The sequence below is a fragment of the Kitasatospora sp. NPDC033851 genome, assembly GCF_055576085.1.
Map to the genome: position 1 here is coordinate 130,036 of NZ_JBVIRL010000004.1, position 25,423 is coordinate 155,458.

Consider the following 25,423-nt stretch of genomic DNA (forward strand, 5'->3'; position numbering starts at 1 on the left):
GGACAGCGCCGTCAAACAATTGGGCGTACCTCGAACCATCTGTTTTACTGGCTCACATGACTGCGACGACGAACTGGACCCCCACCGGCACGCTGCCGGCAGGTGAGCGTGCCATGTGCCGTCGAATGTGTCACTGCTGAGGGCCATCGCCCCCGGCACCCCTCCGCGGGTGCCTTCTCCTCGCGCCCCGAAGCGAGACTCCGGCGCCGCTCCCGCCTGTCCGAGCGCGCCCATCCTCCCGGACCCCTCCCTTCGCCATGCCCGCCCACGTGCGGGCGCCGGTGACTCCTAAGGGCCACGCCGTCGCGCGGCCCGGCCGCCCAGCGGCCACGATCAAGGGGTGGCAGGTCCGGATCCCCCCGGCGAAGCGCCGTAAGAAGCCGTCGACCGCAACCCGGTCGGGCGGTCGACCCACGCCGCCCGCCCCCGACCCCCCGGAAGCTGCTGTGATCACCACCACGGACCTCACGAAGGTCTACCGCTCCCGAGGCCGCGAGGTGACCGCCCTCGCCGGCGTCGACCTGCACGTCCGCCCGGGCGAGGTCTACGGCGTCGTCGGCACCAGCGGTGCCGGCAAGTCCACCCTCATCCGCTGCGTGAACATGCTGGAGCGCCCGACCTCCGGCACCGTCACCGTGGACGGGGTCGAACTCACCGCGCTGTCCGGCGGCGAGAACCGCGCCGGACGGGACCTGCGCGAGGCGCGCCGCCGGATCGGCATGGTCTTCCAGCACTTCAACCTGCTCTCCTCGCGGACGGTGCAGCAGAACGTCGAACTCCCGCTGGAGATCGTCGGCCTGGACCGCACCCAGCGCCGTCGCAAGGCCGCCGAACTGCTCGACCTGGTCGGCCTCGGCGACAAGGCCCGCAGCTACCCCAACCAGCTCTCCGGCGGCCAGAAGCAGCGCGTCGGCATCGCCCGCGCCCTGGCCGGCGACCCCAAGGTGCTGCTCTCCGACGAGGCCACCTCGGCGCTCGACCCGGAGACCACCCGCTCGATCCTCAAGCTGCTGCGCGACCTCAACCAGCAGCTGGGCCTCACCGTCCTGCTGATCACCCACGAGATGGACGTCATCAAGTCCGTCTGCGACTCCGCCGCCCTGATGCGCGGCGGCAAGGTGGTCGAGTCCGGCGAGCTCACCGACCTGCTGGCCGAGCCCGGCTCCGAGCTGGCCCGCGAGCTGTTCCCGCTCAGCGAGTTCGGCACCGGCCACCCCGGCTCCACCGTGCTGGAGATCACCTTCCAGGGCGACACCCCGGCGCAGCCGTTCGTCTCCCAGCTGGCCCGCACCTACCAGATCGACATCAACATCCTCGGCGCCGCCGTGGAGACCGTCGCCGGCCGGATGGTCGGGCGCATGCGGGTCGAGCTGCCCGGCAACCACCAGGACAACGTGGTGCCGATCGGCTACCTGCGCGAGCAGGGCCTGCAGGTGGCCCTCCTCGGCTCGGACGGCATCGGCGCGGCGAACGGAGCGGTGGCATGACCTGGGACCAGATGCAGGAGCTGATGTGGCCCGCCACCCAGGAGACCTTCCAGATGGTCGGGGTCGCGACCGTCTGCACCGTCCTTCTCGGGCTGCCCCTCGGTGTCCTGCTGGTGCTCACCTCCAAGGGCGGAGCGCTGCAGAACCAGTCGGTGAACAAGGTGCTCGGCGCGGTCGTGAACCTCGCGCGCTCGATGCCGTTCATCATCCTGATGATCGCGCTGATCTCCTTCACCCGATGGCTGACCGGCAACTCCCTCGGCTGGCAGGCGGCCACCGTGCCGCTGACCGTCGGAGCGATCCCGTTCTTCGCCCGGCTGGTCGAGACCTCCGTCCGCGAGGTGGACCGGGGCCTGATCGAGGCCGTCCAGGCGATGGGCGGCAGCACCTGGACGCTCGTCCGCAAGACGCTGGTGCCCGAGGCCCTTCCCGGCATCGTCGCCTCGATCACCACCACCGTCATCGCGTTGATCGGCTACTCCGCGATGGCCGGCACGGTCGGCGGCGGCGGCCTCGGCGACCTCGCCTACCGCTACGGCTACCTGCGCTTCGAGACCGCCTTCATGTGGATCATCGTGGCCGAGATCGCGATCATCGTCACGATCATCCAGCTGGCCGGTGACTACGCCGTGCGCCGCCTGGCGAACCGGGGCCGCGGCGGCGGACGCACCCGCCTGCTCCGCCCGCGTGCCGCCACCACCGCCGACGAGGACCTCGTCGCCTCCTAGACCTCCCTCGTCCGACCTCCGGACGCGGCTCCCCGCATCACGCAGAAAGGCACTTTTCGTGCGCAACGTTCTGAAGTTCACCAGCGTCCTCGCCACCGCCGGCCTCGCCCTGTCGCTGGCCGCCTGCAGCAGCTCGGGCTCGTCCTCCTCGGACCCGAACGCGCCGCTCAAGGTCGTCGCCAGCCCCACCCCGCACGGGCAGATCCTCAAGTTCGTCAAGGACAACCTCGCGGACAAGGCCGGCCTCAAGCTCGACATCAAGGAGGTCACCGACTACGTGACCCCCAACACGGCGGTGCAGGACGGTTCGGCCGACGTCAACTACTTCCAGCACGTCCCGTACCTGGAGGACTTCAACAAGAAGAACGGCACCGACATCGTCTCCGTCGAGGCGGTGCACCTGGAGCCGCTGGGCGTCTACTCCAAGAAGGTCAAGGCGATCGCCGACCTGTCGGACGGCGCCACCATCGGCCTGCCGAACGACGCCACCAACGAGGGCCGCGCGCTCAAGCTGCTCGCCGACAACAAGCTGATCACCCTCAAGGACGGCGCCGGCACCGCCGCCACCCCGGCGGACATCACGGGCAACCCGAAGCACTTCAAGTGGAAGGAGCTGGAGGCGGCCCAGCTGCCCCGCTCCATCGCCGACCTCGACGCCGCCGTCATCAACGGCAACTACGCCCTCGACTCCGGCCTGAAGCCGGCCACCGACGCGCTGGTGCTGGAGAAGGCCGACGGCAACCCGTACGCCAACATCCTCGCCGTCAAGAAGGGCAAGGAGAACGACCCGCGGGTCAAGAAGCTCGCCGAGCTGCTGCACTCCGACGAGGTCAAGAAGTACATCAACGACACCTTCCAGGGCTCGGTCATCCCGGCCTTCTGATCCGTCGTACCGCCGTACGCCGCACCGCCCGACCGGGCCCCCGCCGCACCTCGGCGGGGGCCCGGTCGGGCAGTATGCACCAGGGACGCCCCGGGCGACGGTGTTCTGACGTACCGTCGTGCGCGCGGCGCACCACGTGGTACCCGGAGTGCGACGGAGGCGTACGGTGTTGTGTTCACGACCCGGCGAGGAGAGACGGCATGGCAGCGAGCTTCCCCGAGACCGCCATCAGCACCGAACGGCTGCTGCTGCGACCCCTTGCGGATGACGACGCCCCCGGCCTGGCCGCGATGATGGCCGACGACCTCGTCCTGGCCTGGACGGACCTCCCGCACCCCTTCAGCGAGGCGTACGCGACCGAGCTCGCCCGCACCCTCGCCCCCGCCCACCGGGCCGCCGGGCGCGGCATCGTCCTCGCCGTCACCGAACACCTGACCCAGCGCCTGGTCGGCCTGGTCGAGCTGCGCAACACCGACTGGCGGCTGCGCAGCACCGAGATCTCGTACGTCACCGCCGCCTGGGCGCGCGGCGAGGGCTACGCCCCGGAGGCCGTCCTCGGCGTCGCCCAGTGGCTGTTCGAGGACCGCGGCTTCCTGCGTCTGGAGATGCGCACCGCCGCCGGGAACACCGCCGCCCAGCAGGTCACCCAGAAGATCGGTGGTATCAGCGAGGGCGTGCTGCGCAGCGCCTGGATAGTGCGGGGCGAGTCCGGCGAGGTGGTCGAGGAGAGCCGCAGCGACCTCATCCTGTGGAGCCTGCTCCCCGAGGACCTGGAATCGCCCGAGCTGCACCGGGACGGCTGGCACGGCGACCACCGCTACGTGCTGCGCGACTGAACCGGCGCGGGACTGAACCCGCGGGTCCGGACCCGCGGGACTGAAGCCGCGCGACCGGATCCGCACGACACTTCCGTCGGCCACCCGCTCGTCACGGACATGTGTACGGGATGTCGGCCCCTGGGGGATCACACCCGGTAGCCTCTGACCGGCGCCGTGGACGGCGCAGCGAGTGGCGCACCGAGTCGAGGGAGAACGGCCGCAGATGGCTGACCGGATCACGGTCATCGGGTGGGACGGCACGCCGCTGACCGAGGCCGCCGGTGCGGCCCTCGCCGCGGCGACCCTGGTGGCCGGAGCCCCCTACCAACTGAGCGCCCTCCCGGTGCCGGAGGCCGCCGAGCGGATCGCCCTCGGCGACATCCGGCAGGCCGCCCGTCGGATCGCCGAGCACCGCGGCGCCGCCGTCGTGGTCGCCGAGGGCGACCCGGGCTTCTTCGGCGTGGTGCGCACCCTGCGCCGTCCCGAGTACGGCCTCGAACTCGAGGTGCTGCCCGCCGTCTCCTCCGTCGCCACCGCGTTCGCCCGGGCCGGCATGCCCTGGGAGGACGCCCAGGTCGTCAGCGCCCACGGCGGCCGGCTGCGCCGCGCGGCCAACATCTGCCGGGCCCACCCCAAGGTGGCGGTGCTCACCGCCCCGGGTGCCGGGCCCGCCGAACTCGCCCTGATGCTGCGCGGGGTGCACCGGACCTTCGTGGTCTGCGAGGCTCTCGGCACGCCGGAGGAGGACGTCACCGTCCTCACCTCCGACCGGATCGCCGACCACGTGTGGCGGGACCCCAACGTGGTGCTGGTGATCGGCGGCGGCGCCCGGACCGGCGCGGTGGACCAGGCGGCCGGCTGGCTGGCCGGGCGCCCGATCGGCTACCCCGGCGCGGAGCGCGGCTGGGCGCTCCCCGGTGACGCCTACGCGGGCGCCGGGCGCACGGGTGGTGAGACGGGCGCGTCGGACGCGCTTCCCGCGCACGTACGCGCCCTGGTGCTGGCCCGTCTGGGTGCACGTCCCGGGGACCTGGTCTGGTCGGTCGGCGCGGGCAGCGGCGCCCTCGCGGTGGAGGCGGCCCGGTTCGGCGCCGCCGTGGTCGCGGTCGAGGCCTCCCGCTCGGCCTGCGCCCGGCTGACCGTCAACGCCCGCCGGTACGGCGTCGAGGTGGAGGCCGTCCACGGGAGCGGCCCCGAGGTGCTGGGCGGCCTGCCGGAGCCGGACGCGGCGGTGGTGGAGTCCGGCGGACCGGATGTGGTGCGGGCGGTGCTGGCCCGCAAGCCGGAGCGGTTCGTCGCGCTGGCCCGGACCTTCGCCGAGGCGGAGGAGGTCCGCCGGGCGATCGGCGAGGCCGGCTACCGGGCGGACGGCGCGCTGCTCCAGTCGACCCCGCTGCGGTCCGCGGGGGAAGGCGGCGGGCTGGAGCTGGGGGCGGGCGCAACCGGCGCGCTGGTGCTCTGGGGTGAGCAGATCGTGTGAAGGCCTCGGGCGCGCGCCGGGGCCGTACGGTGGCGCGGGCGGTGGCACGGACATGGCGCGCGCGCCGCCCGGACGGTGATCCAGGTCGCATCCGGACACCGATTCGAGAGGTGACCGCGCCGGGCCGGTAGTGTGACGTCCTGGGCGGCTGCAGTGGTCGGCGACCCACCCGATTCGGTCGGTTTGTCACCTTTTTGACGTGGTGCAACCCGCTTCCGCTCGGAGTGTGGGCAATTCGACGAGCCTCGTGCCGGACCTGGAGAATGCCGTAGGGTCCGGTGCGGTCGTGCCGGTTGCTCCGGGTTGTCGTTGTTTCAGACGACGCGCCGCTCCGTGTGGGCGGTGCGCAGGGCCGGGGTGCCGCAGCGCGCCGGAAGGACTTGGGCCGCAGCGCCACGGCGCGGCGGCCGCGTGTGGTTGAGGGGCGGGTCGGTGCAGGCCCGGCCCGTGCGGATGGGCGCTGCGATCGGTGATCGTGTCGCCAAGGGCGCGGCAGCGGCCTGGAAGGAGCTTGACAATGACCGATGGCGGCCACGTCCCGGGCGAGGGAATGCCGGAGCACCTGAACGCCGGGCCGGACCCGCTCGGCGGACCGGAGGGCGTCGCGGGCGTTGCACCTCTGCAGGGCGTCGCGACGGACGGCGGAATGATCCCGAACCCGGCGACCCCGGTCGGCGGCATGCCCGGTGGGATGCCTGGCGGCATGCCTCCGGGTGCGGGCGTCATCCCGCCGCAGGCCCAGCACGGCTACGCCGCCCCCGGCGTGCCGTCGCCCGGTCTCCCCGGCGAGGGGTGGGCCGTCGACCAGGGCGCCCCGCGCCCGGCCTTCCACTTCCTCGACCAGCCCGACACGCCGGACGGCCTGGACGACGAGGACGACGTCCTGCTGATGCCCGGCCCGCAGGGCTCCTGGGGCGAGCCGATGGCGTCCGTCCCCGCCGAGCAGATGCCACTCGCACCGCAGCACGACGGCACCCCGGTCGAGCCGTCCTGGCCGCCGGTGGACCCGCCGGTGCTCGGCGCCGAGCACGTCCAGCAGCAGCCCGTCCAGCTGCAGCAGCACGCGCAGCAGCAGATGACGCAGGCTCAGCAGCCGCGCCGCCCGCTGCACGCCGGCCCGCCGATCCCGGACCCGTCGCTGATGACCGGCCAGGTCCCGGTCCGCTCGCTGGCCGACCGCGGCCCGTCGCAGGGCGGCACGCCCGCGCACGGCATCCCGGTCGTCGGCCGGCCGCCGATGGCCGAGGCCACCGCCCCGGCTCCGGCCGTCGCGCCGCAGGCCGTTCCGACGGCGCCGGTGCCGCCGGTCGTTCCGCTGGTCCCGGGTACTCCGGTGGCGGACGGTCAGCAGGTGCCGCTCGCCCAGGCCGTGCAGCAGGCGGTACAGGTGCCGCTGGCTTCGCCGCCGGTCGACGCCGTGTTCGCCGTCGAGACGGTCGGGGCGATCGAGGTGATCGAGGTCGTCGAGACGCCGGAGGCCACTCCGGCCGTCCAGGGTGACCAGGCCCTCCAGGATGCCCAGGCCGCGCAGGCCATGACGGCGCCCGAGGTTGCCGCGGAGGCCGTGGCCGTCGCGCCGCAGGCCGTCGTGGTCGAGCAGGTCGCCGAGCAGGCCCCGGCCGAGGCTTCTGCCGCGCCTGTGGCCGTGGCCGTCGCGCCCGTCGTCGTCGACGGTGCCGGCGAATCCGTCGCAGCCGAATCCGTCGCAGTGGAGTCCGTCGTTGTCGACGGTGCCGCCGAGCACGCCGAGGCCGCCGCTCAGGCCGGTCCGCCGCGCCGGATCTCCGCCTTCCTCGCCGCGCCCACCCCGCACGGCCTGCCCAAGGTCGAGGCGACCGGGCAGGCCCCGGCGGCCGAGGAGGCGGCGCCGCAGCAGCCCGCGCCCATAGCGGCCGCCGACGCCCCGCAGGCCGTCGAGGGCGGCGAGCCCGTCCAGGCCGCAGCCGCTGCCGAGCCGACCGAGCCCGTCCCGGCCGCCGAGGCTGTCGAGGCCGCTGCGGTCGCGCCGGAGACGGTCGCCGCGCCGGTCGCCGAGACCGCCGCGGGCACCGGTGAGATGCCGTCCGGTCAGGCCGTCAACGAGCCCGCCGCCGAGCCCGAGCAGCCGCAGCAGGCTGCGCCGGCCGAGACCCCGGCGGAGGCTCCTGCCGAGCCGGTCGCCGAGCAGGCCCAGGCCCCGGCCGAGGCGCCCGCCGACGCCGTCACCGAGCTGGTGGTCGAGCCCGCAGCCGAGCCCGCCGTCGCGGCCGAGGCCGTGCAGCCCGCCGAAGCCGTCGCCCAGGAGGCGGAGCAGCAGCCCGCCGCCGAGGTCGCCGAGGCGGTCGTCGCGCCCGCCGAGAGCGGTGCCGAGGCTACTGCCGAGGTCCCTGCCGAGAACGCCGGTGAGAGCGGTACCCAGAGTGGTGCCGAGGCCGTCGCCGAGCAGGTGCCCGCCGTCCCGGAGGCCGAGACCCCGGCGGAGGCCGCCGCCGAGCCGGTCGGTGAGCAGGGCCAGGCCCCGGCCGAGGCTCCCGCCGCTGCCGAGGCCGACGCCGTCGCCGTCGCCGTCGCTGCCGAGGCTGCCGCCGCCGAGGCCGCCGGGCAGGCCCCCGAGTCGCCCGTCGTCGAGGAGCCGCAGGCCGAGCAGCCCGCCGACCAGCAGGCCACCGCCGACCGGCAGGCCGCCGAGGAGACCGTCACCGAGGTGTCCGCCGCCGACCCGCAGGCCGCCGAGGAGCAGCCGCTGGAGGAGCAGCAGCCCGAGGAGCCCGCCGAGCCGCGCGGCCCGGCCGCCCCCGGCTACGACGAGGCCGGCCGCGAGGCTGTCCACCAGGTGCTCCGCGAGCGCCGCGACATCCGCAAGGGCTTCCGCCCGGACCCGATCCCGCACGAGGTGCTGATCCGCGTCCTGGAGGCCGCCCACACCGCGCCCAGCGTCGGCTACTCGCAGCCCTGGGACTTCGTGGTGATCCGCTCGGGCAAGACCCGCAAGCGGATGCACGCCCTGGCCGAGCGCCAGCGCGAGGCGTACGCGGACTCGCTGCCCAAGGGCCGGGCCAAGCAGTTCAAGGAAATCAAGATCGAGGCCATCCTCGACACCCCGGTCAACATCGTGGTGACCGCCGACCGCACCCGCGGCGGCCGGCACACCCTGGGCCGGCACACCCAGCCGCAGATGGCCCCGTACTCGGCCGCCCTGGCCGTCGAGAACCTCTGGCTGGCCGCCCGCGCCGAGGGCCTGGGCGTCGGCTGGGTGAGTTTCTTCGACGACGAGGAGCTGGTCCGCGAGCTCGGCCTGCCGGAGCACCTGGAGGTCGTCGCCTACCTGTGTGTCGGTTACGTCGACTCCTTCCCGGACGAGCCCGAGCTGGAGCAGCAGGGCTGGGCCAAGAAGCGCCCGCTGTCCTGGGTCGTCCACGAGGAGCAGTACGGCAACCGCGCGCTGCCCGGTGAGGAGCCGCAGAGCCTGCTCGCCGACACCCTGCGCGGCATCCGCCCGCTGGACGCCAAGGCGCTCGGCGAGGCCTGGGACCGGCAGAAGCGGATGACGAAGCCGGCCGGCTCGCTCGGCATGCTGGAGATCATCTCCGCCCAGCTGTGCGGCCTGTCCCGCAAGTGCCCGCCGCCGCTCCCGGAGCCCGCCTGCGTGGCGATCTTCGCCGCGGACCACGGCGTGCACGCCCAGGGCGTCAGCCCCTGGCCGCAGGAGGTGACCGCCCAGATGGTCGGCAACTTCCTGGCCGGGGGAGCGGTGATCAACTCCTTCGCCAAGCAGATCGGCACCGAGGTCTGCGTGGTCGACGTCGGTGTGGCCGCCGAGCTGCCGGACGCCGTCCAGCAGGGCCGGGCCACCGGTCTGCTGCCGCGCAAGGTCCGCCCCGGCACGGCCGACATGACCCAGGGCCCGGCGATGACCCGCGAGGAGGTTCTCAAGGCCATCGAGGTCGGCATCGAGACCGCCCGCGACCTGGTCGCGGCGGGCAACAAGGCACTGGTCACCGGCGACATGGGCATCGCCAACACCACCGCCTCGGCCGCGCTGATCTCGGTGTTCACCGGTCTCGACCCGGCCGAGGTGACCGGTCGCGGCACCGGCATCGACGACGAGACCCACGCCCGCAAGATCGAGGTCATCCGCGCCGCGCTGGCCCTGCACCAGCCCGACCCGAGCGACCCGGTCGGCGTCCTCGCCGCCGTCGGCGGCCTGGAGCACGCGGCCATCGCCGGTTTCCTGCTGGGCGCCGCCTCGCTGCGCACCCCGGTGGTGCTGGACGGTGTCATCGCCGGTTCGGCCGCACTGGCCGCCAAGGCGATCGCCCCCGAGGTGCTGGCCGCCTGCATCGCCGGCCACCGCTCCGCCGAGCCCGGCCACCAGGCCGCGCTGGCGAAGCTCGGTCTGCGTCCGCTGATCGACCTGGACCTGCGGCTCGGCGAGGGCACCGGTGCCCTGCTGGCCCTGCCGCTGGTGCAGAGCGCGGCACGGGCGATGCACGATGTAGCCACCTTCGATTCCGCCGGGGTCACCGAGAAGGCCTGACGCACACCTCGCACCGCTCCGCGGACCGGCCCGAGGGCGCCGGCCCGCGGAGCGGCGTCTCGCCGTACCGTCCCCCACCCTCACCCCGATCAGGAGCACCGTCGATGACCGCGCCCACCCCGCACCCGAGCACCGAGGGCCGTACCCCCTACCCGGTCGGCCTGCTGCTGGCAGGCCGCCGTGTCGTCGTGGTCGGCGGCGGACAGGTCGCCCAGCGGCGGCTGCCCGCCCTGATCGCCGCCGGGGCCGAGCTGCACCTGATATCCCCGGCCACCACCCCGGCCGTCCAGGCGATGGCCGACGCCGGCGAGCTCACCTGGCACGCCCGTCCGTACCAGGACGGCGACCTGGCCGACGCCTGGTACGCCTTGGTCGCCACCGACGACCCGGCCGTCAACGCGGCGGTCAGTGCCGAGGCCGAGCGCGGGCGGGTGTTCTGCTCCCGCAGCGACGACGCCTCCGCCGCCACCGCCTGGACCCCGGCCAGCGGCCGCGACGCGGGCGCCACCGTCGCCGTCCTCACCGGCGACCCGCGCCACTCCGCCGCCCTGCGCGACGCCATCGTGGACGGCTTGCGGGACGGCTCGCTGGCCGCCCGCCAGTACCGCTCGCACGGTGCCGGCGTCGCCCTGGTCGGCGGCGGCCCCGGAGACCCGGACCTGATCACCGTGCGCGGCCGCCGCCTGCTCGCCGACGCCGACGTGGTGGTCGCCGACCGCCTCGCCCCGCGCGAGCTGCTCGCCGAGCTGCCCGAGCACGTCGAGGTGATCGACGCCTCCAAGATCCCGTACGGCCGGTTCATGGCCCAGGAGGCGATCAACCGCACGCTGATCGAGCACGCCAAGGCCGGCAAGTTCGTGGTCCGGCTCAAGGGCGGCGACCCGTACGTCTTCGGGCGCGGCGGCGAGGAGCTGCTGGCCTGCGCCGAGGCGGGTCTTCCGGTCACCGTCGTGCCCGGGATCTCCAGCTCGATCAGCGTCCCGGCCTCGGCCGGCGTCCCGGTCACCCACCGGGGCATGACGCACGAGTTCACGGTGATCTCCGGCCACGTCGGGCCGGACGACGAGCGCTCCCTGACCAACTGGGAGGCCGCCGCGAAGATGAGCGGCACCCTGGTGCTGCTGATGGCCGTGGACAAGATCGGCGCGATCGCCGCCCGACTGGTCGAGTACGGCCGCCCGGCGACCACGCCGGTTGCGATCGTCCAGGAGGGCACCACCGCCGCCCAGCGCCGGGTGGACGCCACCCTGGGCACTGTCGCCGCGGTGGTCGAGGCCGAGGGCGTCAAGCCTCCGGCGGTCATCGTCATCGGGGACGTCGTCAACGTCCTGGCCGCCGCCTTCCGGCCGTAGGCCTTCCCGGAGCGGACCCTTCCAGAGTGGGCCCTCCCGGACTGGACCCTCCCGGAGTGGGAAGTCGGCCCGGCCGACTTCCTACTCCAGCGGTTGCTCCGCCCAGATGACCTTCCCGGTCGCCGTGTAGCGCGTCCCCCAGCGGTCCGCGAACTGCGCGACCAGGAACAGCCCGCGCCCGCCCTCGTCCTCGGTCGCCGCGTACCGCAGGTGCGGCGAGGTGCTGCTGCCGTCCGACACCTCGCAGATCAGCGCCCGGTCCCGCAGCAGCCGCACCCGGATCGGCCCGGAGCCGTACCGGATCGCGTTGGTCACCAGCTCGCTCAGGATCAGCTCGGTGACGAACGCGGCCTCGTCCAGCCCCCAGGCCTCCAGCCGCCGCGCCACCTCTGCCCGGACGGCACCCACCGCCGCCGGGTCGGACGGCACCTCCCACTCCGCCACCTGGTCCGGCGCCAGCACCCTGGTCTGCGCCACCAGCAGCGCGATGTCGTCCTGCGGGTGCGTTGGCAGCATCGCCCCGAGCACGTCCGCGCAGGTCTGCTCGGGCGTGCGCGGCGGGCCGGTCAGCGCCGTCCGCAGCAGCTCCAGCCCTTCGTCGATGTCCCGGTCGCGGTCCTCCACCAGCCCGTCCGTGTAGAGCACCAGCCGACTGCCCTCGGCCAGGTCCAGCTCGGCGGTCTCGAACGGCAGCACCGCCAGCCCGAGCGGCGGCCCGGTCGGCAGCTCCGGGAACACCACCCGGCCCTGCGGGTCCACCACGGCCGGCGGCGGGTGCCCGGCGGTGGCCAGCGTGCAGCGCCGCGACACCGGGTCGTAGATCGCGTACAAGCAGGTCGCCCCGGTCAGCCCGGCGTTCTCGCCGCTCGCCGCCTCGTCCTGGTCGATCCGGTTCACCAGCTCGTCCAGGTGCCCCAGCAGCTCGTCCGGCGGCAGGTCCAGGGTCGAGAAGTTGTGGATCGCGGTGCGCAGCCGGCCCATCGTCGCCGCCGCGTGCAGCCCGTGCCCCACCACGTCCCCGACCACCAGGGCCACCCGCGCGCCCGGCAGCGGGATCACGTCGAACCAGTCCCCGCCCACCCCGGCCTGGGCCGGCAGGTAGCGGTGCGCCACGTCCAGCGCGTTCTGGGCCGGCAGCCGGCGCGGCAGCAGGCTGTGCTGCAGCGTCACCGCCATCGCGTGCTCCCGGGTGTAGCGGCGGGCGTTGTCGATGCACACCGCCGCGTGCGACACCAGCTCCTCGGCCAGCGCCAGGTCGTCCGTCTCGAACGGCTCCTCCCGTTGCGCCCGCCAGAACCGGGCCACCCCCAGCAGCACCCCGCGCGCCCGCAGCGGCACCCGCACCAGGGAGTGCACCCCGTACTCCAGCACCTGCGCCGACCGCTCCGGGTCCTGATCGCGCCACCGCCGGGCCTCCGCCAGGTTCGGCTCCAGGCCCGGCTTTCCGCTGTGCAGCGCCCCGGCCAGCGGGGTCGCGGGCACCACGTCCAGCACCGTGCCGACCGGGTAGAACGGCGCGTCGTCCCGCACGCCCGTCACCGCCGCCCGCCGCATCCGCCCCAGCGAGGAACCCGGGGGCGGCTCCTCGCCCACCAGCACCTGCTCCGCGACGTCCACCGTCACGAAGTCCGCGAACCGGGGCACGGCGACCTGCGCCAGCTCCTCCGCCGTCCGCGTCACGTCCAGCGTGCTGCCCACCGTCACCCCGGCGTCGTACAGCAGCCGCAGCCGCCGCTGCGCGCGCTCGGCCCGGCCGGACAGCGCCAGCAGCTCAGTGGAGTCACGCAGCGTGGCGACGCAGCCGGGCGGGCCGCCGGGGGCCTGGTCGGTCAGCCGGACGTTCACCGCCAGCAGCCGCTCCCCGGCCAGCACCACCTCGTCGGTCACCTGGCGGTTGGCGGTCAGCAGCTCCAGTGGCGCCTGTTCGAGGCCCAGCCCGGCCACCGGACGGCCTTCGGCGTCCGGCGGCAGGTCCAGCAGCCGCCGAGCCTCGTCGTTGCAGAGCAGCAGCCGGCCGTCCCCGCCGACGATCATGACGCCCTCGCGCACCGCATGCAGGACGGCCGCGTGGTGCTCGTACATCCGGGTCATCTCGATCGGGCCCAGCCCGCGCGTCTGCCGCCGCAGCCGACGGCTGATCAGCGCCGTTCCGAGCGTGGCCAGCCCGATCGCGCCGGCCGCCGCGCCCAGCACCACCGGCAGCTGACGCTCGCTCGCCGTGCTGACGTTCGCCAGCGTGACGCCCGCCGAGACCAGCCCGACCACCTGGCCGTCCGGTGCGTACACCGGGACCACCGCCTGCACCAGCGGGCCGAGCGTGCCCGTGATGTGCTCGGTCACCACCTGGCCGTGCAGCGCGGGCTGGTAGTTGCCGACGAACGGTTGGCCGATCCGGGCCGGGTTCGGGTGGGTGTAGCGGATGCCCTGGTTGCTCAGGACGACGATGAAGTCCACGCCCGAGGCGATCCGCGCGGACTGCGCCTTCGGCTGGAGGATCGCGGTCGGGTCGGGGGAGCGGAGGGCGGCCACCATGCCCGGCGAGTTGGCGAAGGTCTGGGCGACCGCCACCGACCGGTTGCGGGCCTCGTTGTCGGCGTCCTTGTGCGACTGCACCACCAGTGCCACCACGGCGGCCGCCACCAGCAGCAGGACGATCAGGATCTGCAGCGCGAACACCTGCCCGGCCACCGACCGGTGCCACACCGGCCACGCCCGCTTCGCGCGCGGCAGCTGTGGCCGACCGTGTGGGCGCCCACCGGAGGAGCCGGCGGAGCCAGTGGCGCCAGAGGCCGACGGAGCCCAGGATCGGCCCGGATAACGGGCCATACGGTCATATTTGCACTCCGACTAGCCGGGGACCACCCCGTCCCCTCGGCCGTTTGGCCTTCCCCGTCCCGGCTTGGCAAGATCACAGGGTGTCCGAACCCAGCACCATCACCGATCCGGCCGACCCCCGCCTCGCCGACTACACCGGCCTCACCGACGTCGAACTGCGCCGCCGCCGCGAACCCGCCGAGGGCCTGTTCATCGCCGAGGGGGAGAAGGTCATCCGCCGCGCCCTCGCCGCCGGCTACCGGATGCGGTCGATGCTGCTCACCGCCAAGTGGCTGGACGTGATGGCCGACGTCATCGCCGAGGCCGACGCCCCGGTCCACGTGGTCGAGCCCGCGCTCGCCGAAGCCGTCACCGGCTACCACGTCCACCGCGGCGCGCTCGCCTCGATGGAGCGCAAGCCCCTCCCGGACGCCGCCGACCTGCTCGCCGGGGCCCGCCGGGTCGCCGTCCTGGAGGGCCTGGTCGACCACACCAACCTCGGCGCCATCTTCCGCAGCGCCGCCGCCCTCGGCATGGACGCGGTCCTGCTCTCGCCGGACTGCGCCGACCCGCTCTACCGGCGCGCCGTCAAGGTCTCGATGGGTGCCGTCTTCGCGGTCCCGTACGCCCGCCTGGACCCCTGGCCCGCCGCCCTCGACACGGTCCGCGCGGCCGGCTTCACCCTCCTCGCCCTCACCCCCGCGGACAACGCCGTCGACCTCGCCGGCCTCACCCCGCACCGCCTCCCCAAGGCCGCTCTCCTGCTCGGCGCCGAGGGCGACGGCCTCACCCCCCGCGCCATCGCCGCCGCCGACCACCCCGTCCGCATCCCGATGGCGCACGGCATCGACTCGCTCAACGTGGGCGCCGCCGCAGCCGTGGCCTTCTACGCCGTCACCACCCCCTGACGTCCCCGGGCCCGCCGCCTCGCCCGCTCCTGGGACCGTCACGGCTGGACCCGTCACCGCGTCATCAGAAGTCGGCGAGCCCGGCTTCTGGTGCCGGCCCTCCGTGGATGCCGGGCCCCTTGCCCCTTCTCCACGCCGGAGCCAGGCCTTGCGCCAGGAGTCGGCGGGCCCGACGTCCCGCGCGGACGCCCAGCCGAATCGTGTCGGGTCAGCCCTTCGGGGCCGTGGGCGGGGCCGGGGCGGCGGCGGGGGCGGGGGCGGCGGCGGGGGGCGGAGTGGGGCCGCCGGGGGCGCCGGGCCAGGACTCGTCGAGGGTGCCGTCGGCGCGGACGGTGTAGCGGGTGGAGGTGACGGCGCCGGTGGCGGCGACGCGCTCCTCGCGGACGACCGTGCTGCCGTCCAGTCGCCAGGCGGCCGTCGCCTGCGGGTCCGCCGCCGAGGTGCGGGAGGTGGTGGCGACAGGCGTGTCCCCGGCGAAGGTGTAGAGCTGGACGAGGTCGACCGGCGCCGAGCCCTCCGCCCGCCGCAGGACCACGACCGCGGCCGGCAGGCCCTTGTACCGGGCCGGCAGCACCGCGCTCAGGGCGACCTGCGGCCCGGCCCCGGCCGAGTGCCCGTCCTTCAGCGCGATGGCCGGTCCGCCCGCGCCGTCGGGGTAGCTGCGGTTCGGCCAGTCGACCGCCGGCACCGGCGCCTGCGGGGCAGCCAGGGAGCTGTCCGCCGCGCCGCCGCGCGCCGCTGCCGGGAGGGGCGTGGCCGAGGGCTGCGGGGCGACGTCCACGGACGTCCCCGGCACCGCCAGTTGGCCGCCGCCGCTGCCACCACTGGCACCGCCGCCGCTCACACTCGCGACCACCCCGGTGGGCGGCCTCAGACCCTGGTTGCCCCGGTCCTCGCATCCCTGCGCCGCCGCGATGGCCAGCGCCACCCCGATGGTCACGGTGACGAAGACCACGAGCCGCTGCCGCAGCAGCCGCTGCCGTGCCGTGCCGGGCCGCCCGCCGGGGGCGGGGGTGTGCTGGCGGTCCCGGGGGCCGGGCCGGTCCGGGGGCGGAGTGTGCGGACGGTCGGGACGCCGGCGCAGCGGACGGGTCACGGGTGTCGGCTCGGGCCGGGGGAGCGGCGCGGCCGCCCCGTGCGGGCGGCGCCCCGCCGTTCCGGAAACCGGCGCACCGGCACGGCCCGCGGCCGCCCGGGCCCGCGCAGCGGCGGGCGGCTCGGGCGAGCGTCCGGGCGCCGGAACGCCCGGCCGGGCACCGTCGTGCGGGGCGGGTGCGGCCGCCGCCCGTCCCGGCCGGGCCGCGCGCGCACCGCCGCCGGAGGCCCCGGCCGCCGTGGCGCGCGCCGCCAGTTCGCTGAGCCGCTCGTGCAGCGCGGCCGCGCCGGGCCGTTCGGCGGGTTCCTTGGCCAGGCAGGCCCGGATCAGTGGAGCGAGCTGGGGCGGCACCGTGGACAGGTCGGGTTCCTCGTGGACGACCCGGTACAGCATCACCTCGGACGACGCCCCCGACCCGAACGGGGTGTCCCCGGTGAGCGCGTACGCGAGGGTGGCCCCGAAGGCGAAGACGTCGGTGGCGGGCGTGACGGCGACCCCGCGTACCTGCTCGGGGGCGAGGAAGCCGGGGGAGCCGACCGCCGTGCCGACGTGGGTGAGCGTGCTGGCGCCGCGCGACCACGCGATGCCGAAGTCGATGATCCGCGGGCCACGCGGTGAGAGCAGGATGTTGGAGGGTTTGAGGTCGCGGTGGACCACCCCGGCCTCGTGCACCTTGACCAGCCCGTCGGCGAGCGCGGCCCCGATCCGGGCCGCCTCGGGCCAGCTCATCGGCCCCTCGTCGCCGACCTGCTTGTACAGCGAGGGCCCGGGCACGTAGGCGGTGGCCAGCCAGGGCCGGTCGGCCTCGATGTCCGAGCCGACCACGCGGGCGGTGCAGCCGCCCCGGATCCGGGAGGCGGCGGCGATCTCGCGGGCGAAGCGGGTGCGGAACTCCTGGTCCTCGGCGAGTTCGGCGCGGATCAGCTTGAGCGCGACGCGCTGCCCGCGGCGGTCGGACCCGAGGTAGACCACACCCATGCCGCCGGCGCCCAGTCGCCGGTGCAGGCGGTACGGCCCGACGATGCGGGGGTCCTCACGCCTCAGCCGCATCATCGCCATGTTCCGTTCTCCGTCAGCCTGTGGGTGAGGCCCCGTCGGTTGGGCCATCGTCAGTTCCTGCCTGGCACAGCTTACGGACTGCCCGCTGCGGTGTGCTGATACGCAACACCTGAAGCCGCCGTGCGATTGTCTGATCTTGCGTTGACCTGCAGGTCACAGGGGTGCCGGATCGCCTCTCGGGGTTGGCCCTCAGGGTTCCCTCGGGGGTCGGATCAGCCTTCCCTCCCCCTGCGGTAGTAGGCCTCAAGTCCGGGCGTCATCCTCCGGGACGTCCGAGGAACAGTACGACGGCATGACGTCCGCAGGGCCCCCTGACCAATAGCGTTGTGCCCAGCGGTGGACGGGGAGCTCGTCCCCCGAGGTAAGCCGTCCACCGCGCCAACTCGACCGGATCAGGAGTCAGGGCATGGCACCGCAGCTCACGGGAACCCCCCGCCGCCGTCGGCCGGCCTCCGTCCAGTCCCGGTCCACCACGGAGCAGCCCACCCGGCACCCCGCGGTGGCGTTGGCCATGGCCCTGCCGTGCGCCGTGCTCCTGGTCCTGCTCTTCGGTGGATGGGACCAGATGGCGAACCAGGCCCAGGCAGTCGCCGATCTGATCGGCCGCTGAGGTCTCAGGCGCCACCTGAGAAAGGACGCCGCCCCCTGCGGGCGGCCACAGAACGGGCACCGGTCCCCTGGGGACGGGGAGCGGTGCCGCCGGGGAGGGCCGCGGCCGCGCTGACACGCGGACGGGCGTGAGCGGTGCGCAGAGCGCCCCGGCAGGCGGAGACGCCGCGTACGGACGTCGGTGAGGGCGTCCGTACGCGGCTCTTCTCCTTCATGACGACCGGTTCATGACGACCGGCCGATCCTCACCACGACCGGTGCATGCAAAAGGCCGGGGCCGCAACCCTTACGGATTGCGACCCCGGCCGTTACTGTGCGCGATACTGGGATTGAACCAGTGACCCCTACCGTGTCAAGGTAGTGCTCTCCCGCTGAGCTAATCGCGCCTGGTGTGGCGGTCCTGCAGCAGACCCCGAAGGGCCCGACGTGCGCGATACTGGGATTGAACCAGTGACCCCTACCGTGTCAAGGTAGTGCTCTCCCGCTGAGCTAATCGCGCGGGGAGGTCTCCCGGTGGAACCGGGTGAACCTCTTGGAGGTGGAGACGGGATTTGAACCCGTGTACACGGCTTTGCAGGCCGTTGCCTCGCCTCTCGGCCACTCCACCAGGCAACACACGAAGAACGATCTTACACTGTTCTCCATCGAGCGGACGACGAGATTCGAACTCGCGACCCTCACCTTGGCAAGGTGATGCTCTACCAACTGAGCCACGTCCGCCTGTCTCCCGGGATCTTCACCGTTTTTCTCGGCTGCGCTCCCTGGCGACGTGTTGAACTCTAGCGGATTCCTGGGCCAGCTAAAAATCCGTTCCCGCAGCGTGCCGAGGGGATGCCCCCCGCGTGCCGTTCCGTCAGCCCTCACGGGCGGCCACGGCCGCTACCTGCGGCGCTCCCGGACGATCATCCGCACGCCACCCGACGCACACCTGCGCGACGCCCGAGGCCGCTCGTCCGCGGGCCCGTCTCCGGACCCGCACCAGGGGCCGGAGGCCACCTCCAGGCTCACGCCCCGGCTCGCGCGCCGTCGCACGGCGGCTCACCAGGGCCGGGCCCGTGCCCCCGACCTACACTTCAGGCACCGCCGCCCAGCACACCGCGCAGGAGAACCGTGTCCGGCCACCCCGACCCCAGCACCCCGCTCGCCCGCTTCGGCGGCCGCCTGGCCACCGGACTGCGCGACGTCACCTCGGACCCGGCCGCCCTCGACTCCTCCGGCTACTGGGCCGTCGCCTACGACTTCGAGGGCCGACTGACCTGCGCCCGCTTCGACGAGGTCCGCCCCGCCCCCGCCCCGCCCTCCGGCGCCGGCTGGCGCGGCCCGGACGCCGGCAGCTGGCACAGCTCCCTGGACCGCACCGCCTACACCGCGGGCGTACGCCGCATCCGCGAGCACATAGCGGCCGGCGAGGTCTACCAGGCCAACCTCTGCCGGGTGCTGTCCGCGCCGCTGCCCGACCCGGACCTCAGCGACATCGACGCCCTCACCGGCCTCCTCGCCCACGGCAACCCCGCCCCCTACGCCGGCACCATCCGACTGCCCGGGCACGGCGTCGAGATCGCCACCGCCTCACCCGAGCTCTACCTGCGCCGCACCGGCCGCACCGTCTCCTCCGGCCCGATCAAGGGCACCGGCCGCACCGAGGACGACCTCCTCGACAAGGACCACGCCGAGAACGTGATGATCGTGGACCTGGTCCGCAACGACCTCGGCCGCGTCTGCGACACCGGCAGCGTCACCGTCCCCGACCTCTGCGCCGTCGAGAAGCACCCCGGCCTGGTCCACCTGGTCTCCACCGTCGAGGGCACCCTGCGCGAGGACGTCGGCTGGCCCGGACTCCTCACCGCCACCTTCCCGCCCGGCTCCGTCACCGGCGCCCCCAAATCCAGCGCGCTGCGGATCATCGACGCCCTGGAGACCGCCCCGCGCGGCCCCTACTGCGGCGGCGTCGGCTGGGTCGACGCCGACCGCGGCGAGGGCGAACTCGCCGTCGGCATCCGCACCTTCTGGCTCGACCGGACCGACCCCGGCACGCCCGTCCTGCGCTTCGGCACCGGCGCCGGCATCACCTGGGGCTCCGACCCCGACCGCGAGTGGGCGGAAACCGAACTGAAGGCCGCCCGACTGGTCGCGATAGCGTCGGGCCGCGAACCCGACCAGACCGGGGAATGAGCCGCACCGCTCACCGCGCCCACCGCTGAGGAGCAGACCTCGATGCACAACCGCACCACGAGCTGGGTCAACGGCACCCTCGTCGACTCCGCCGACGCCGCCGTCTCGGTCCTCGACCACGGCCTCACCACCGGCGACGGCGTCTTCGAGACCATGAAGACCGTCGACGGCAAGGCCTTCGCGGTCACCCGCCACCTCGACCGGCTCACCCGCTCCGCCCGCGGCCTCGGCCTGCCCGACCCCGACCACGACCTGGTCCGCGAGGCCTGCGCCCAGGTCCTCGCCGCCAACCCCGCGCCGCTCGGCCGCCTGCGCGTGACCTACACCGGCGGGCAGGCCCCGCTCGGCTCGGAGCGCGGCACCACCGGCCCCACCCTCGTCGTCGCCCTCGGCGCCATCAACCGCCGCCCCGACGAGACCGCCGTCGCCGTCGTCCCCTGGCGCCGCAACGAGCACAGCGCCGTCGCCGGCCTCAAGACCACCTCGTACGCCGAGAACGTCGTCGCCCTGGCCGCCGCCCATCGCGCCGGCGCCTCCGAGGCCCTGTTCGCCAACACCGCCGGCCGACTCTGCGAGGGCACCGGCTCCAACGTCTTCGTGGTCATCGGCGGCCGCCTGCTCAGCCCGGCCCTCGCCTCCGGCTGCCTGGCCGGCATCACCCGGCGGCTCGTCATCGACTGGTGCGGCGCCGAGGAGGCCGACCTCCCGCTCGACGCCCTCCAGGACGCCGAGGAGGTCTTCCTGACCTCCACCACCCGCGACGTCCAGGCCGTCACCCGCGTCGACGACCGCGAACTGCCCGGCATCGGCCCCGTGACCGCCAAGGCCATGGCCGTCTTCACCGAGCGCAGCGGCGACGACCTCGACCCGTGATGCCCGTCTCCGGGAGACGGAACCGGCCGCGTGGACGGCCTCGTGGATAACCTCCCGAGCAAGGGGAAGGGACCACCACATGACCACCACGCTGCGCCCCGAGGGCCCGGAGACACCCACCGCGGCCGGTGGCCGCACCAGACGCTGGCGGATCCTGTCGAACGGCCACCCGGTCGGCACACTGCGCACCACCTCCACCCCGTACGGCGGCCAACTCTGGGGTGATATATCGGAGTTGGAAGTCACCGAAGGGCGCGGCCGGGGCCGCGGCACGTTCGGCGCGCTGGCCGCGGAGGAGGTGCTGCGCCACTGGGGCTGCGTCCGGGTGGACGCCAGGATCCCCGAATCGGCGCCGATCGCCCGCGCCCTCGCCGCCACCCTCGGCTACACCGAGCGGATGCGGACCCTGAACAAGCGCCTGACCGACGCCCCCGCCCTGCCCGCCGGACTGACCGCGCGCCCGATCGACCCCGCGGCACTTCAGGCCTGGCTCGACGGGGGCGCGGAGCGCTTCGCCCACTCGCTCGTGGCCTCCGGCCTCACCGAGGAGCAGGCGCGCGCCAAGTCGGGCGGCGATCGGCGGAACCTGCTCCCGCAGGGCGCCGAGACCCCCGGCGCCGTCCTGAGCAGTCTGTACGACGCCGCCGGCGGGCCGGAGCCGTGCGGCTCGATCTGGGTGGCCCTCCACCTGCGCGACCTGCCGGACGGCGAACCGCTCGCCTGGGTGATGGTGGTGGAGGTGTTCCCGGCCCACCGGGGCCGCGGACACGGCCGCGCCCTGATGCTGTTCGCCGAGCGGGAGTGCCTCGCCGCCGGCGTGCGCAACCTCGGCCTCAACGTCTTCGCCGACAACGAGATCGCCATCCGGCTCTACGACTCGCTCGGCTACTCGGCCACCGAGCGCCTCTACGGCAAGGCGCTCTGACGTGCCGTCAGGAAGCCCTCGACGCCTCGATGACGGCCGTGATCCGCTCCCGCAGACCGTCCTGGCTCTGCCCGCCGTCCAGGCGCTCGCCGCCGATCACGTACGTCGGCGTGCCCGTGACCCCGATCGCCTTCCCCTCGGCCTGGTCGGAGTCGACGGTCAGCATGTGCCGGCCGTCGATCAGCGCGGTGTCGACCTCCTCGACGTCCACCCCGACCTCGCGGGCGACGTCCAGCAGCACCTGCTGCCCCCGCGCGTCCAGCTCCTCGACCCGGGCCAGCAGCGCCTCCACGAACGGCCAGCCGAGCCCCTGGGCGAACGCCTCCTCGGCCGCCTCCGCGGCGGCGTAGGCGTGCTTGTGCTTCTCCAACGGGAAGTGCCGCAGCTCCACGGGCAGCGCGTCGCCGTACTGCGCGCGGAGCGCCCGGACGTCGTCCAGCGCGGTACGGCAGTCCGGGCACTGCAGGTCGCACCAGAACTCAAGGCGGGGGAGGGAACCATCGATCATTCCCCCAGTGTTCCACTAGTGGGCGCCCGCTCCGGCCGGTGGTGCGCCCGAGGGCGGACCGACAGGGAGGCACCGATGACCAGGACGACCGGACGCGAAGGGGTGGCCCCGTGCTGAGCGCGGCGATCAGCTTCATCCTCACCGCGGGCGGGGTGGCCGTCGCGGGCCTGCGGGCCTACAAGCGGCGCTTCCTGTCGGCGACCCGCTGGTTCGCGGTCGCCCTGCTGCCCGCCGGGCTCTACCTGACCGGGCTGTTCCCGCTGGCGAGCACGATCGGCCGGGCGTTCGCCGACTGGGCGGCGAACCTGGTCTTCGACCCCCGGGTGTGGGCCGGCATCGTGCTGCTCGGGGTCTCCGCCGTCCTGCTGGTCACCACCCGCAGGGTGGGCCGCCGCAGCGCCGTCGAGGCCTCGCCGGAGCGCCCCGCGGCCGCCGGACCGGCGCCCGAGCGCCCGGCGGTGGCACCGGCGCCCAAGGCGGCGAAGAAGCAGGGTGGCGGCAAGCGCGACGACGGCCTCGGCGACTTCGACGACATCGAGGAGATCCTCCGCAAGCGCGGGATCTGACCGCCGCATCCGACCGCCGATCCGAGGGCGGGATCCCGAACGCGGGATCCCGCTCAGGCGGAGGGGACGGCCTCGGCCGAGCGCTGGCGAGCCCGGTACGCGGCGACGTGCAGCCGGTTGCCGCAGGTGCGGCTGTCGCAGTAGCGCCGGGAGCGGTTCCGGGAGAGGTCCACGAAGACCCGCGCGCAGTCCGGCGCCTCGCACCGGCGCAGCCGCTCCCGCTCGCCCGCCATGAGGATGAAGGCCAGCGCCATGCCCAGCTCGGCCGCCAGGTGGTCGCCGAGCGCGGCGTGCGGCGCGAAGTAGTGGATGTGCCAGTCGTGGTCGTCATGGTTGGTCAGCCGGGGCGTCGTCCCGGCGGCCGCGACGATCGCGTTGACCAGCTCGGCGGCCTCTGCGGTGGATTCCGTCCCGAACACCTCGCGCAGCCGGGTGCGCAGCTCGTGCACCCGGCGCAGGTCGCCCTCCGTCAGCGAGTCGATCTCGCTGATCTCCTGGCGGACCACGAAGGCGTCGAGCGCGGCGACGTCCGGCAGCCGCTCGGCGCCGCACACCTCGGGTGCGGTGTTGAGCAGCTCCACGAGGATGCTCAGCGCGCACTCGGTGTCATGGGTGATCAGCACGTTGGGGGCTCCTCGCGCAGGGGGACTCCGATACCCCGCGTCCACGGTTACCCCCAGACCATACCGGGCCTTGTGCCAGAAGGGCGGCGCGTCCTTTCGAATGCGTGTACGGATCCCGTCAGAGCATCCGAAACCGGGCGCCGTCCCGCCGCTGCGCCCCCGGATCGGCGTACGGAGACCGCGGCTGGGCGCGACCCCGGACAGACGTCGGCGCCCGGCACCGAGGCCGGCCACCCGTTCGGATGGCCGGCTCCGGTGCCGGGCGCCTGCGGTGCTGTGGGCCCGCTCCGGTGGGAGCGGGCCATCCGCCGGCCCCGAGACCGCGTCGTGCGCGGCTCAGTCCGCTGCCGTGCCCCCGAGTAGGACGGCTGCGATGACGGCAGGGGGTGCTGCTCCGCCGTCGGCGGGGCGTGACCGCCTCCGGTCGGGGTCAGCTTTCGGCGAGGATGTGGGACAGCTCCCGGTCGAGGTCGAAGTGGCGGTGTTCGGTGCCGGGCGGCACCGCGGCGTCCGTCCGCTTGAGGAACGACTCAAGCGCCCGGGCAGGGGCCTCCAGCAGGGCTTCTCCTTCCGGAGAGCTCAGCGCGATGCAGACCACCCCTTGCCCGTGACTGCGCGACGGCCACACCCGGACGTCGCCGGTACCGGTGGGTCGATGCAGCCCCTCCGCGAGGAGATCTCGGGCGAACACCCACTCCACGGTCTCGTCGGCGCCCGTGTGGAACGTCGCGTGCACGGCGTAGGGGTCGGCAGTGTCGTAGCGCAGGCCCGCGGGGACGGGCAGTGAGGACTCGCTGGACACGATGAGGCGCAGGTGCAGCTCGCAGCTGACCGTGGTGTTCATAAGCGCCATGGCCTTTCGCTCAGTGTGCGCTCGGGGAATCGCACGTCGGCGAACGGACCATCCCACCCCCAAGACCGATGTAAACCCCTCTGTCCCGATTCGGGCGCGAGTCGTACCCCTTACGGCGCATTGCGGAATCGTCGCGGAGCGGCCGGGCCGGGCATTACCGAGCCACTTCTTGGTTAGTTTCCTGGCATGACTGTGCGAAACGACAAGACGGGCGGGAACACGAGAACGGGTGAAGCCGTCACGCCGGATGACACGGCGGTCGGCGGCTCCCGGGCGGTCGGCTCCCGGGCTCCGGCCTTCGTGCGCCGTTCCCGCGCTCTGCACCGGGCCTGGCAGGTGGCGGTCTTCCTGGTCGGCCTCGCCGTGGTCGGGCTCGGCGTGGTGATGCTGCCGCTGCCCGGCCCCGGCTGGGTGGTGATCTTCCTGGGCATGGGGATCTGGGCCACCGAGTTCGTCTGGGCCCGGCTGGCCCTGCGCTGGACCCGCCACAAGGTCGCCGAGGCCGCCCGGCGGGCCCTGGACCCGCGGGTGCGCCGCCGCAACCTGACGGTCACCGCGATCGGGCTGGCCGCCGTCGTCGCGGTGGGGGCCTGGTACCTCGCCCGCTACGGCCTGGTCGTCCCCTGGCGGCTGGACGAGAGCTGAGCGGCCCGGGCCCGGGCCGGCGACCAGGGAGGGTGTTCGGACCACCCTCCGGGATGCGGTAATGTTTTCCCTGCACCCGGGCGATTAGCTCAGCGGGAGAGCACTTCGTTCACACCGAAGGGGTCACTGGTTCGATCCCAGTATCGCCCACCGGAATGCATTGTGATATGTGAGGCCCGGCCGATTATCGGCTGGGCCTTACATGTATTTCCGGAATCCGCCTGAAGGGCCGTCGGTAATCGGCTGAAGCACAGTCACCTTCCGCGTGGAGCGCGAGTTCTGTGGATGTGTCGGCGGTACCCCGGAACGGGCGAGTTGTACGACACCCCCCGAATGGTGCTACAGTTCTTCTCGTTGCCCGGGCGATTAGCTCAGCGGGAGAGCACTTCGTTCACACCGAAGGGGTCACTGGTTCGATCCCAGTATCGCCCACCGGACAGCACGCAGGCCCTGACCAGGAAACCGGTCAGGGCCTGCGGCGCGTTCCGGGCCCGAGCTTCCGGGGCCG

18 protein-coding genes, 6 tRNA genes and 1 pseudogene are annotated in these 25,423 nt (G+C 74.0%); 16 read left to right on the forward strand and 9 right to left on the reverse strand.

Annotation, left to right across the window (positions count from 1 at the left end; all coding sequences use genetic code 11):
* Window positions 1-446: 446 nt before the first annotated feature.
* The 7 genes from ACZ51D_RS10075 to cobA all read left to right on the forward strand — a co-directional run bounded on the left by ACZ51D_RS10075 (window position 447) and on the right by cobA (window position 11,264).
* Window positions 447-1,487 (forward strand): methionine ABC transporter ATP-binding protein, encoded by a 1,041-nt coding sequence (locus ACZ51D_RS10075; protein WP_465617001.1) that lies wholly within the window; start codon window positions 447-449, stop codon window positions 1,485-1,487.
* Complete coding sequence (locus ACZ51D_RS10080) at window positions 1,484-2,215, forward strand: methionine ABC transporter permease (RefSeq protein ID WP_465661819.1); 732 nt, start codon at window positions 1,484-1,486, stop codon at window positions 2,213-2,215. The genes ACZ51D_RS10075 and ACZ51D_RS10080 overlap by 4 nt, the downstream gene beginning before the upstream one ends.
* A 58-nt stretch (window positions 2,216-2,273) precedes the next feature.
* Window positions 2,274-3,098 (forward strand): MetQ/NlpA family ABC transporter substrate-binding protein, encoded by an 825-nt coding sequence (locus ACZ51D_RS10085; RefSeq protein ID WP_465617005.1) that lies wholly within the window; start codon window positions 2,274-2,276, stop codon window positions 3,096-3,098.
* Window positions 3,099-3,298: 200 nt separating this feature from the next.
* Entirely contained in the window at window positions 3,299-3,934 is a 636-nt protein-coding gene (locus ACZ51D_RS10090) for a GNAT family N-acetyltransferase (RefSeq protein ID WP_465661821.1), read from the forward strand.
* Between the two features lie 205 nt (window positions 3,935-4,139).
* Window positions 4,140-5,396: a precorrin-6y C5,15-methyltransferase (decarboxylating) subunit CbiE gene (gene cbiE, locus ACZ51D_RS10095; protein ID WP_465617009.1), complete on the forward strand. Its 1,257-nt coding sequence runs from the start codon at window positions 4,140-4,142 to the stop codon at window positions 5,394-5,396.
* A 517-nt stretch (window positions 5,397-5,913) separates the two neighbouring features.
* Window positions 5,914-9,912: a nicotinate-nucleotide--dimethylbenzimidazole phosphoribosyltransferase gene (gene cobT, locus ACZ51D_RS10100; RefSeq protein ID WP_465661823.1), complete on the forward strand. Its 3,999-nt coding sequence runs from the start codon at window positions 5,914-5,916 to the stop codon at window positions 9,910-9,912.
* 104 nt (window positions 9,913-10,016) lie between these two features.
* Window positions 10,017-11,264 carry a uroporphyrinogen-III C-methyltransferase gene (gene cobA / locus ACZ51D_RS10105; protein WP_360498417.1) on the forward strand — a complete coding sequence of 416 codons (1,248 nt, stop codon included), beginning with the start codon at window positions 10,017-10,019 and terminating at the stop codon, window positions 11,262-11,264.
* A gap of 81 nt (window positions 11,265-11,345) precedes the next feature.
* Here the strand turns inward: cobA and ACZ51D_RS10110 are convergent, their stop codons facing one another.
* Window positions 11,346-14,090 (reverse strand): SpoIIE family protein phosphatase, encoded by a 2,745-nt coding sequence (locus tag ACZ51D_RS10110; RefSeq protein WP_465617014.1) that lies wholly within the window; start codon window positions 14,088-14,090, stop codon window positions 11,346-11,348.
* An 89-nt stretch (window positions 14,091-14,179) separates the two neighbouring features.
* Here ACZ51D_RS10110 and ACZ51D_RS10115 point away from each other — a divergent pair, with 89 nt between their 5' ends.
* Complete coding sequence (locus tag ACZ51D_RS10115; protein WP_465617016.1) at window positions 14,180-14,986, forward strand: TrmH family RNA methyltransferase; 807 nt, start codon at window positions 14,180-14,182, stop codon at window positions 14,984-14,986.
* Between the two features lie 892 nt (window positions 14,987-15,878).
* On the opposite strand, the pseudogene ACZ51D_RS10120 reads toward ACZ51D_RS10115, so the two are convergent.
* Window positions 15,879-17,141: pseudogene (locus tag ACZ51D_RS10120) on the reverse strand (serine/threonine-protein kinase); the annotation flags it as partial.
* Window positions 17,142-17,547: 406 nt separating this feature from the next.
* On the opposite strand from ACZ51D_RS10120, the gene ACZ51D_RS10125 reads away from it, so the two are divergent.
* The gene (locus tag ACZ51D_RS10125) at window positions 17,548-17,751 is read left to right on the forward strand and encodes a hypothetical protein (protein ID WP_360498423.1); all 204 of its coding nucleotides are present in this window, start codon (window positions 17,548-17,550) and stop codon (window positions 17,749-17,751) included.
* A 313-nt stretch (window positions 17,752-18,064) separates the two neighbouring features.
* Here the strand turns inward: ACZ51D_RS10125 and ACZ51D_RS10130 are convergent.
* From ACZ51D_RS10130 to ACZ51D_RS10145, 4 genes are all read right to left on the reverse strand, one after another.
* Window positions 18,065-18,136 (reverse strand) — tRNA-Val (locus ACZ51D_RS10130).
* A 41-nt stretch (window positions 18,137-18,177) separates the two neighbouring features.
* Window positions 18,178-18,249 (reverse strand) — tRNA-Val (locus tag ACZ51D_RS10135).
* Window positions 18,250-18,283: 34 nt separating this feature from the next.
* A tRNA-Cys gene (locus tag ACZ51D_RS10140) sits at window positions 18,284-18,357 on the reverse strand.
* A 40-nt stretch (window positions 18,358-18,397) separates the two neighbouring features.
* Window positions 18,398-18,470 (reverse strand) — tRNA-Gly (locus ACZ51D_RS10145).
* 390 nt (window positions 18,471-18,860) lie between these two features.
* Between ACZ51D_RS10145 and ACZ51D_RS10150 the strand changes: the two genes are divergently transcribed.
* From ACZ51D_RS10150 to ACZ51D_RS10160, 3 genes are all read left to right on the forward strand, one after another.
* Complete coding sequence (locus ACZ51D_RS10150) at window positions 18,861-19,922, forward strand: chorismate-binding protein (protein ID WP_465617018.1); 1,062 nt, start codon at window positions 18,861-18,863, stop codon at window positions 19,920-19,922.
* A gap of 42 nt (window positions 19,923-19,964) precedes the next feature.
* Window positions 19,965-20,795, forward strand: a complete 831-nt coding sequence (locus ACZ51D_RS10155) for an aminotransferase class IV (protein ID WP_465661825.1) — start codon at window positions 19,965-19,967, stop codon at window positions 20,793-20,795.
* 79 nt (window positions 20,796-20,874) lie between these two features.
* Window positions 20,875-21,720 (forward strand): GNAT family N-acetyltransferase, encoded by an 846-nt coding sequence (locus ACZ51D_RS10160; protein WP_465661827.1) that lies wholly within the window; start codon window positions 20,875-20,877, stop codon window positions 21,718-21,720.
* A 7-nt stretch (window positions 21,721-21,727) separates the two neighbouring features.
* Here ACZ51D_RS10160 and ACZ51D_RS10165 read toward each other — a convergent pair whose 3' ends face one another.
* The gene (locus ACZ51D_RS10165; protein WP_360498431.1) at window positions 21,728-22,228 is read right to left on the reverse strand and encodes a DsbA family protein; all 501 of its coding nucleotides are present in this window, start codon (window positions 22,226-22,228) and stop codon (window positions 21,728-21,730) included.
* Between the two features lie 110 nt (window positions 22,229-22,338).
* On the opposite strand from ACZ51D_RS10165, the gene ACZ51D_RS10170 reads away from it, so the two are divergent.
* Entirely contained in the window at window positions 22,339-22,794 is a 456-nt protein-coding gene (locus ACZ51D_RS10170; protein WP_465661829.1) for a hypothetical protein, read from the forward strand.
* 53 nt (window positions 22,795-22,847) lie between these two features.
* On the opposite strand, the gene ACZ51D_RS10175 is transcribed toward ACZ51D_RS10170, so the two are convergent.
* Complete coding sequence (locus ACZ51D_RS10175) at window positions 22,848-23,417, reverse strand: CGNR zinc finger domain-containing protein (protein ID WP_465617024.1); 570 nt, start codon at window positions 23,415-23,417, stop codon at window positions 22,848-22,850.
* 430 nt (window positions 23,418-23,847) lie between these two features.
* Complete coding sequence (locus ACZ51D_RS10180) at window positions 23,848-24,261, reverse strand: SsgA family sporulation/cell division regulator (RefSeq protein ID WP_030056266.1); 414 nt, start codon at window positions 24,259-24,261, stop codon at window positions 23,848-23,850.
* A 195-nt stretch (window positions 24,262-24,456) separates the two neighbouring features.
* Here ACZ51D_RS10180 and ACZ51D_RS10185 point away from each other — a divergent pair, with 195 nt between their 5' ends.
* The 3 genes from ACZ51D_RS10185 to ACZ51D_RS10195 all read left to right on the forward strand — a co-directional run bounded on the left by ACZ51D_RS10185 (window position 24,457) and on the right by ACZ51D_RS10195 (window position 25,347).
* Window positions 24,457-24,915 carry a TIGR02611 family protein gene (locus ACZ51D_RS10185; protein WP_465617026.1) on the forward strand — a complete coding sequence of 153 codons (459 nt, stop codon included), beginning with the start codon at window positions 24,457-24,459 and terminating at the stop codon, window positions 24,913-24,915.
* Between the two features lie 78 nt (window positions 24,916-24,993).
* A tRNA-Val gene (locus ACZ51D_RS10190) sits at window positions 24,994-25,065 on the forward strand.
* Between the two features lie 210 nt (window positions 25,066-25,275).
* Window positions 25,276-25,347, forward strand: a tRNA-Val gene (locus ACZ51D_RS10195).
* Window positions 25,348-25,423: the final 76 nt, after the last annotated feature.

Bases quoted from the DNA above. Each gene is read 5' to 3' on its own strand.
- cobA (WP_360498417.1), top strand. From the start codon at position 10,017: ATGACCGCGCCCACCCCGCACCCGAGCACCGAGGGCCGTACCCCCTAC.
- ACZ51D_RS10155 (WP_465661825.1), top strand. From the start codon at position 19,965: ATGCACAACCGCACCACGAGCTGGGTCAACGGCACCCTCGTCGACTCC.
- ACZ51D_RS10090 (WP_465661821.1), top strand. From the start codon at position 3,299: ATGGCAGCGAGCTTCCCCGAGACCGCCATCAGCACCGAACGGCTGCTG.
- cobT (WP_465661823.1), top strand. From the start codon at position 5,914: ATGACCGATGGCGGCCACGTCCCGGGCGAGGGAATGCCGGAGCACCTG.
- ACZ51D_RS10165 (WP_360498431.1), bottom strand. From the start codon at position 22,228: ATGATCGATGGTTCCCTCCCCCGCCTTGAGTTCTGGTGCGACCTGCAG.
- ACZ51D_RS10160 (WP_465661827.1), top strand. From the start codon at position 20,875: ATGACCACCACGCTGCGCCCCGAGGGCCCGGAGACACCCACCGCGGCC.
- ACZ51D_RS10080 (WP_465661819.1), top strand. From the start codon at position 1,484: ATGACCTGGGACCAGATGCAGGAGCTGATGTGGCCCGCCACCCAGGAG.
- ACZ51D_RS10110 (WP_465617014.1), bottom strand. From the start codon at position 14,090: ATGGCCCGTTATCCGGGCCGATCCTGGGCTCCGTCGGCCTCTGGCGCC.
- ACZ51D_RS10185 (WP_465617026.1), top strand. From the start codon at position 24,457: ATGACTGTGCGAAACGACAAGACGGGCGGGAACACGAGAACGGGTGAA.
- ACZ51D_RS10180 (WP_030056266.1), bottom strand. From the start codon at position 24,261: ATGAACACCACGGTCAGCTGCGAGCTGCACCTGCGCCTCATCGTGTCC.
- cbiE (WP_465617009.1), top strand. From the start codon at position 4,140: ATGGCTGACCGGATCACGGTCATCGGGTGGGACGGCACGCCGCTGACC.
- ACZ51D_RS10125 (WP_360498423.1), top strand. From the start codon at position 17,548: ATGGCACCGCAGCTCACGGGAACCCCCCGCCGCCGTCGGCCGGCCTCC.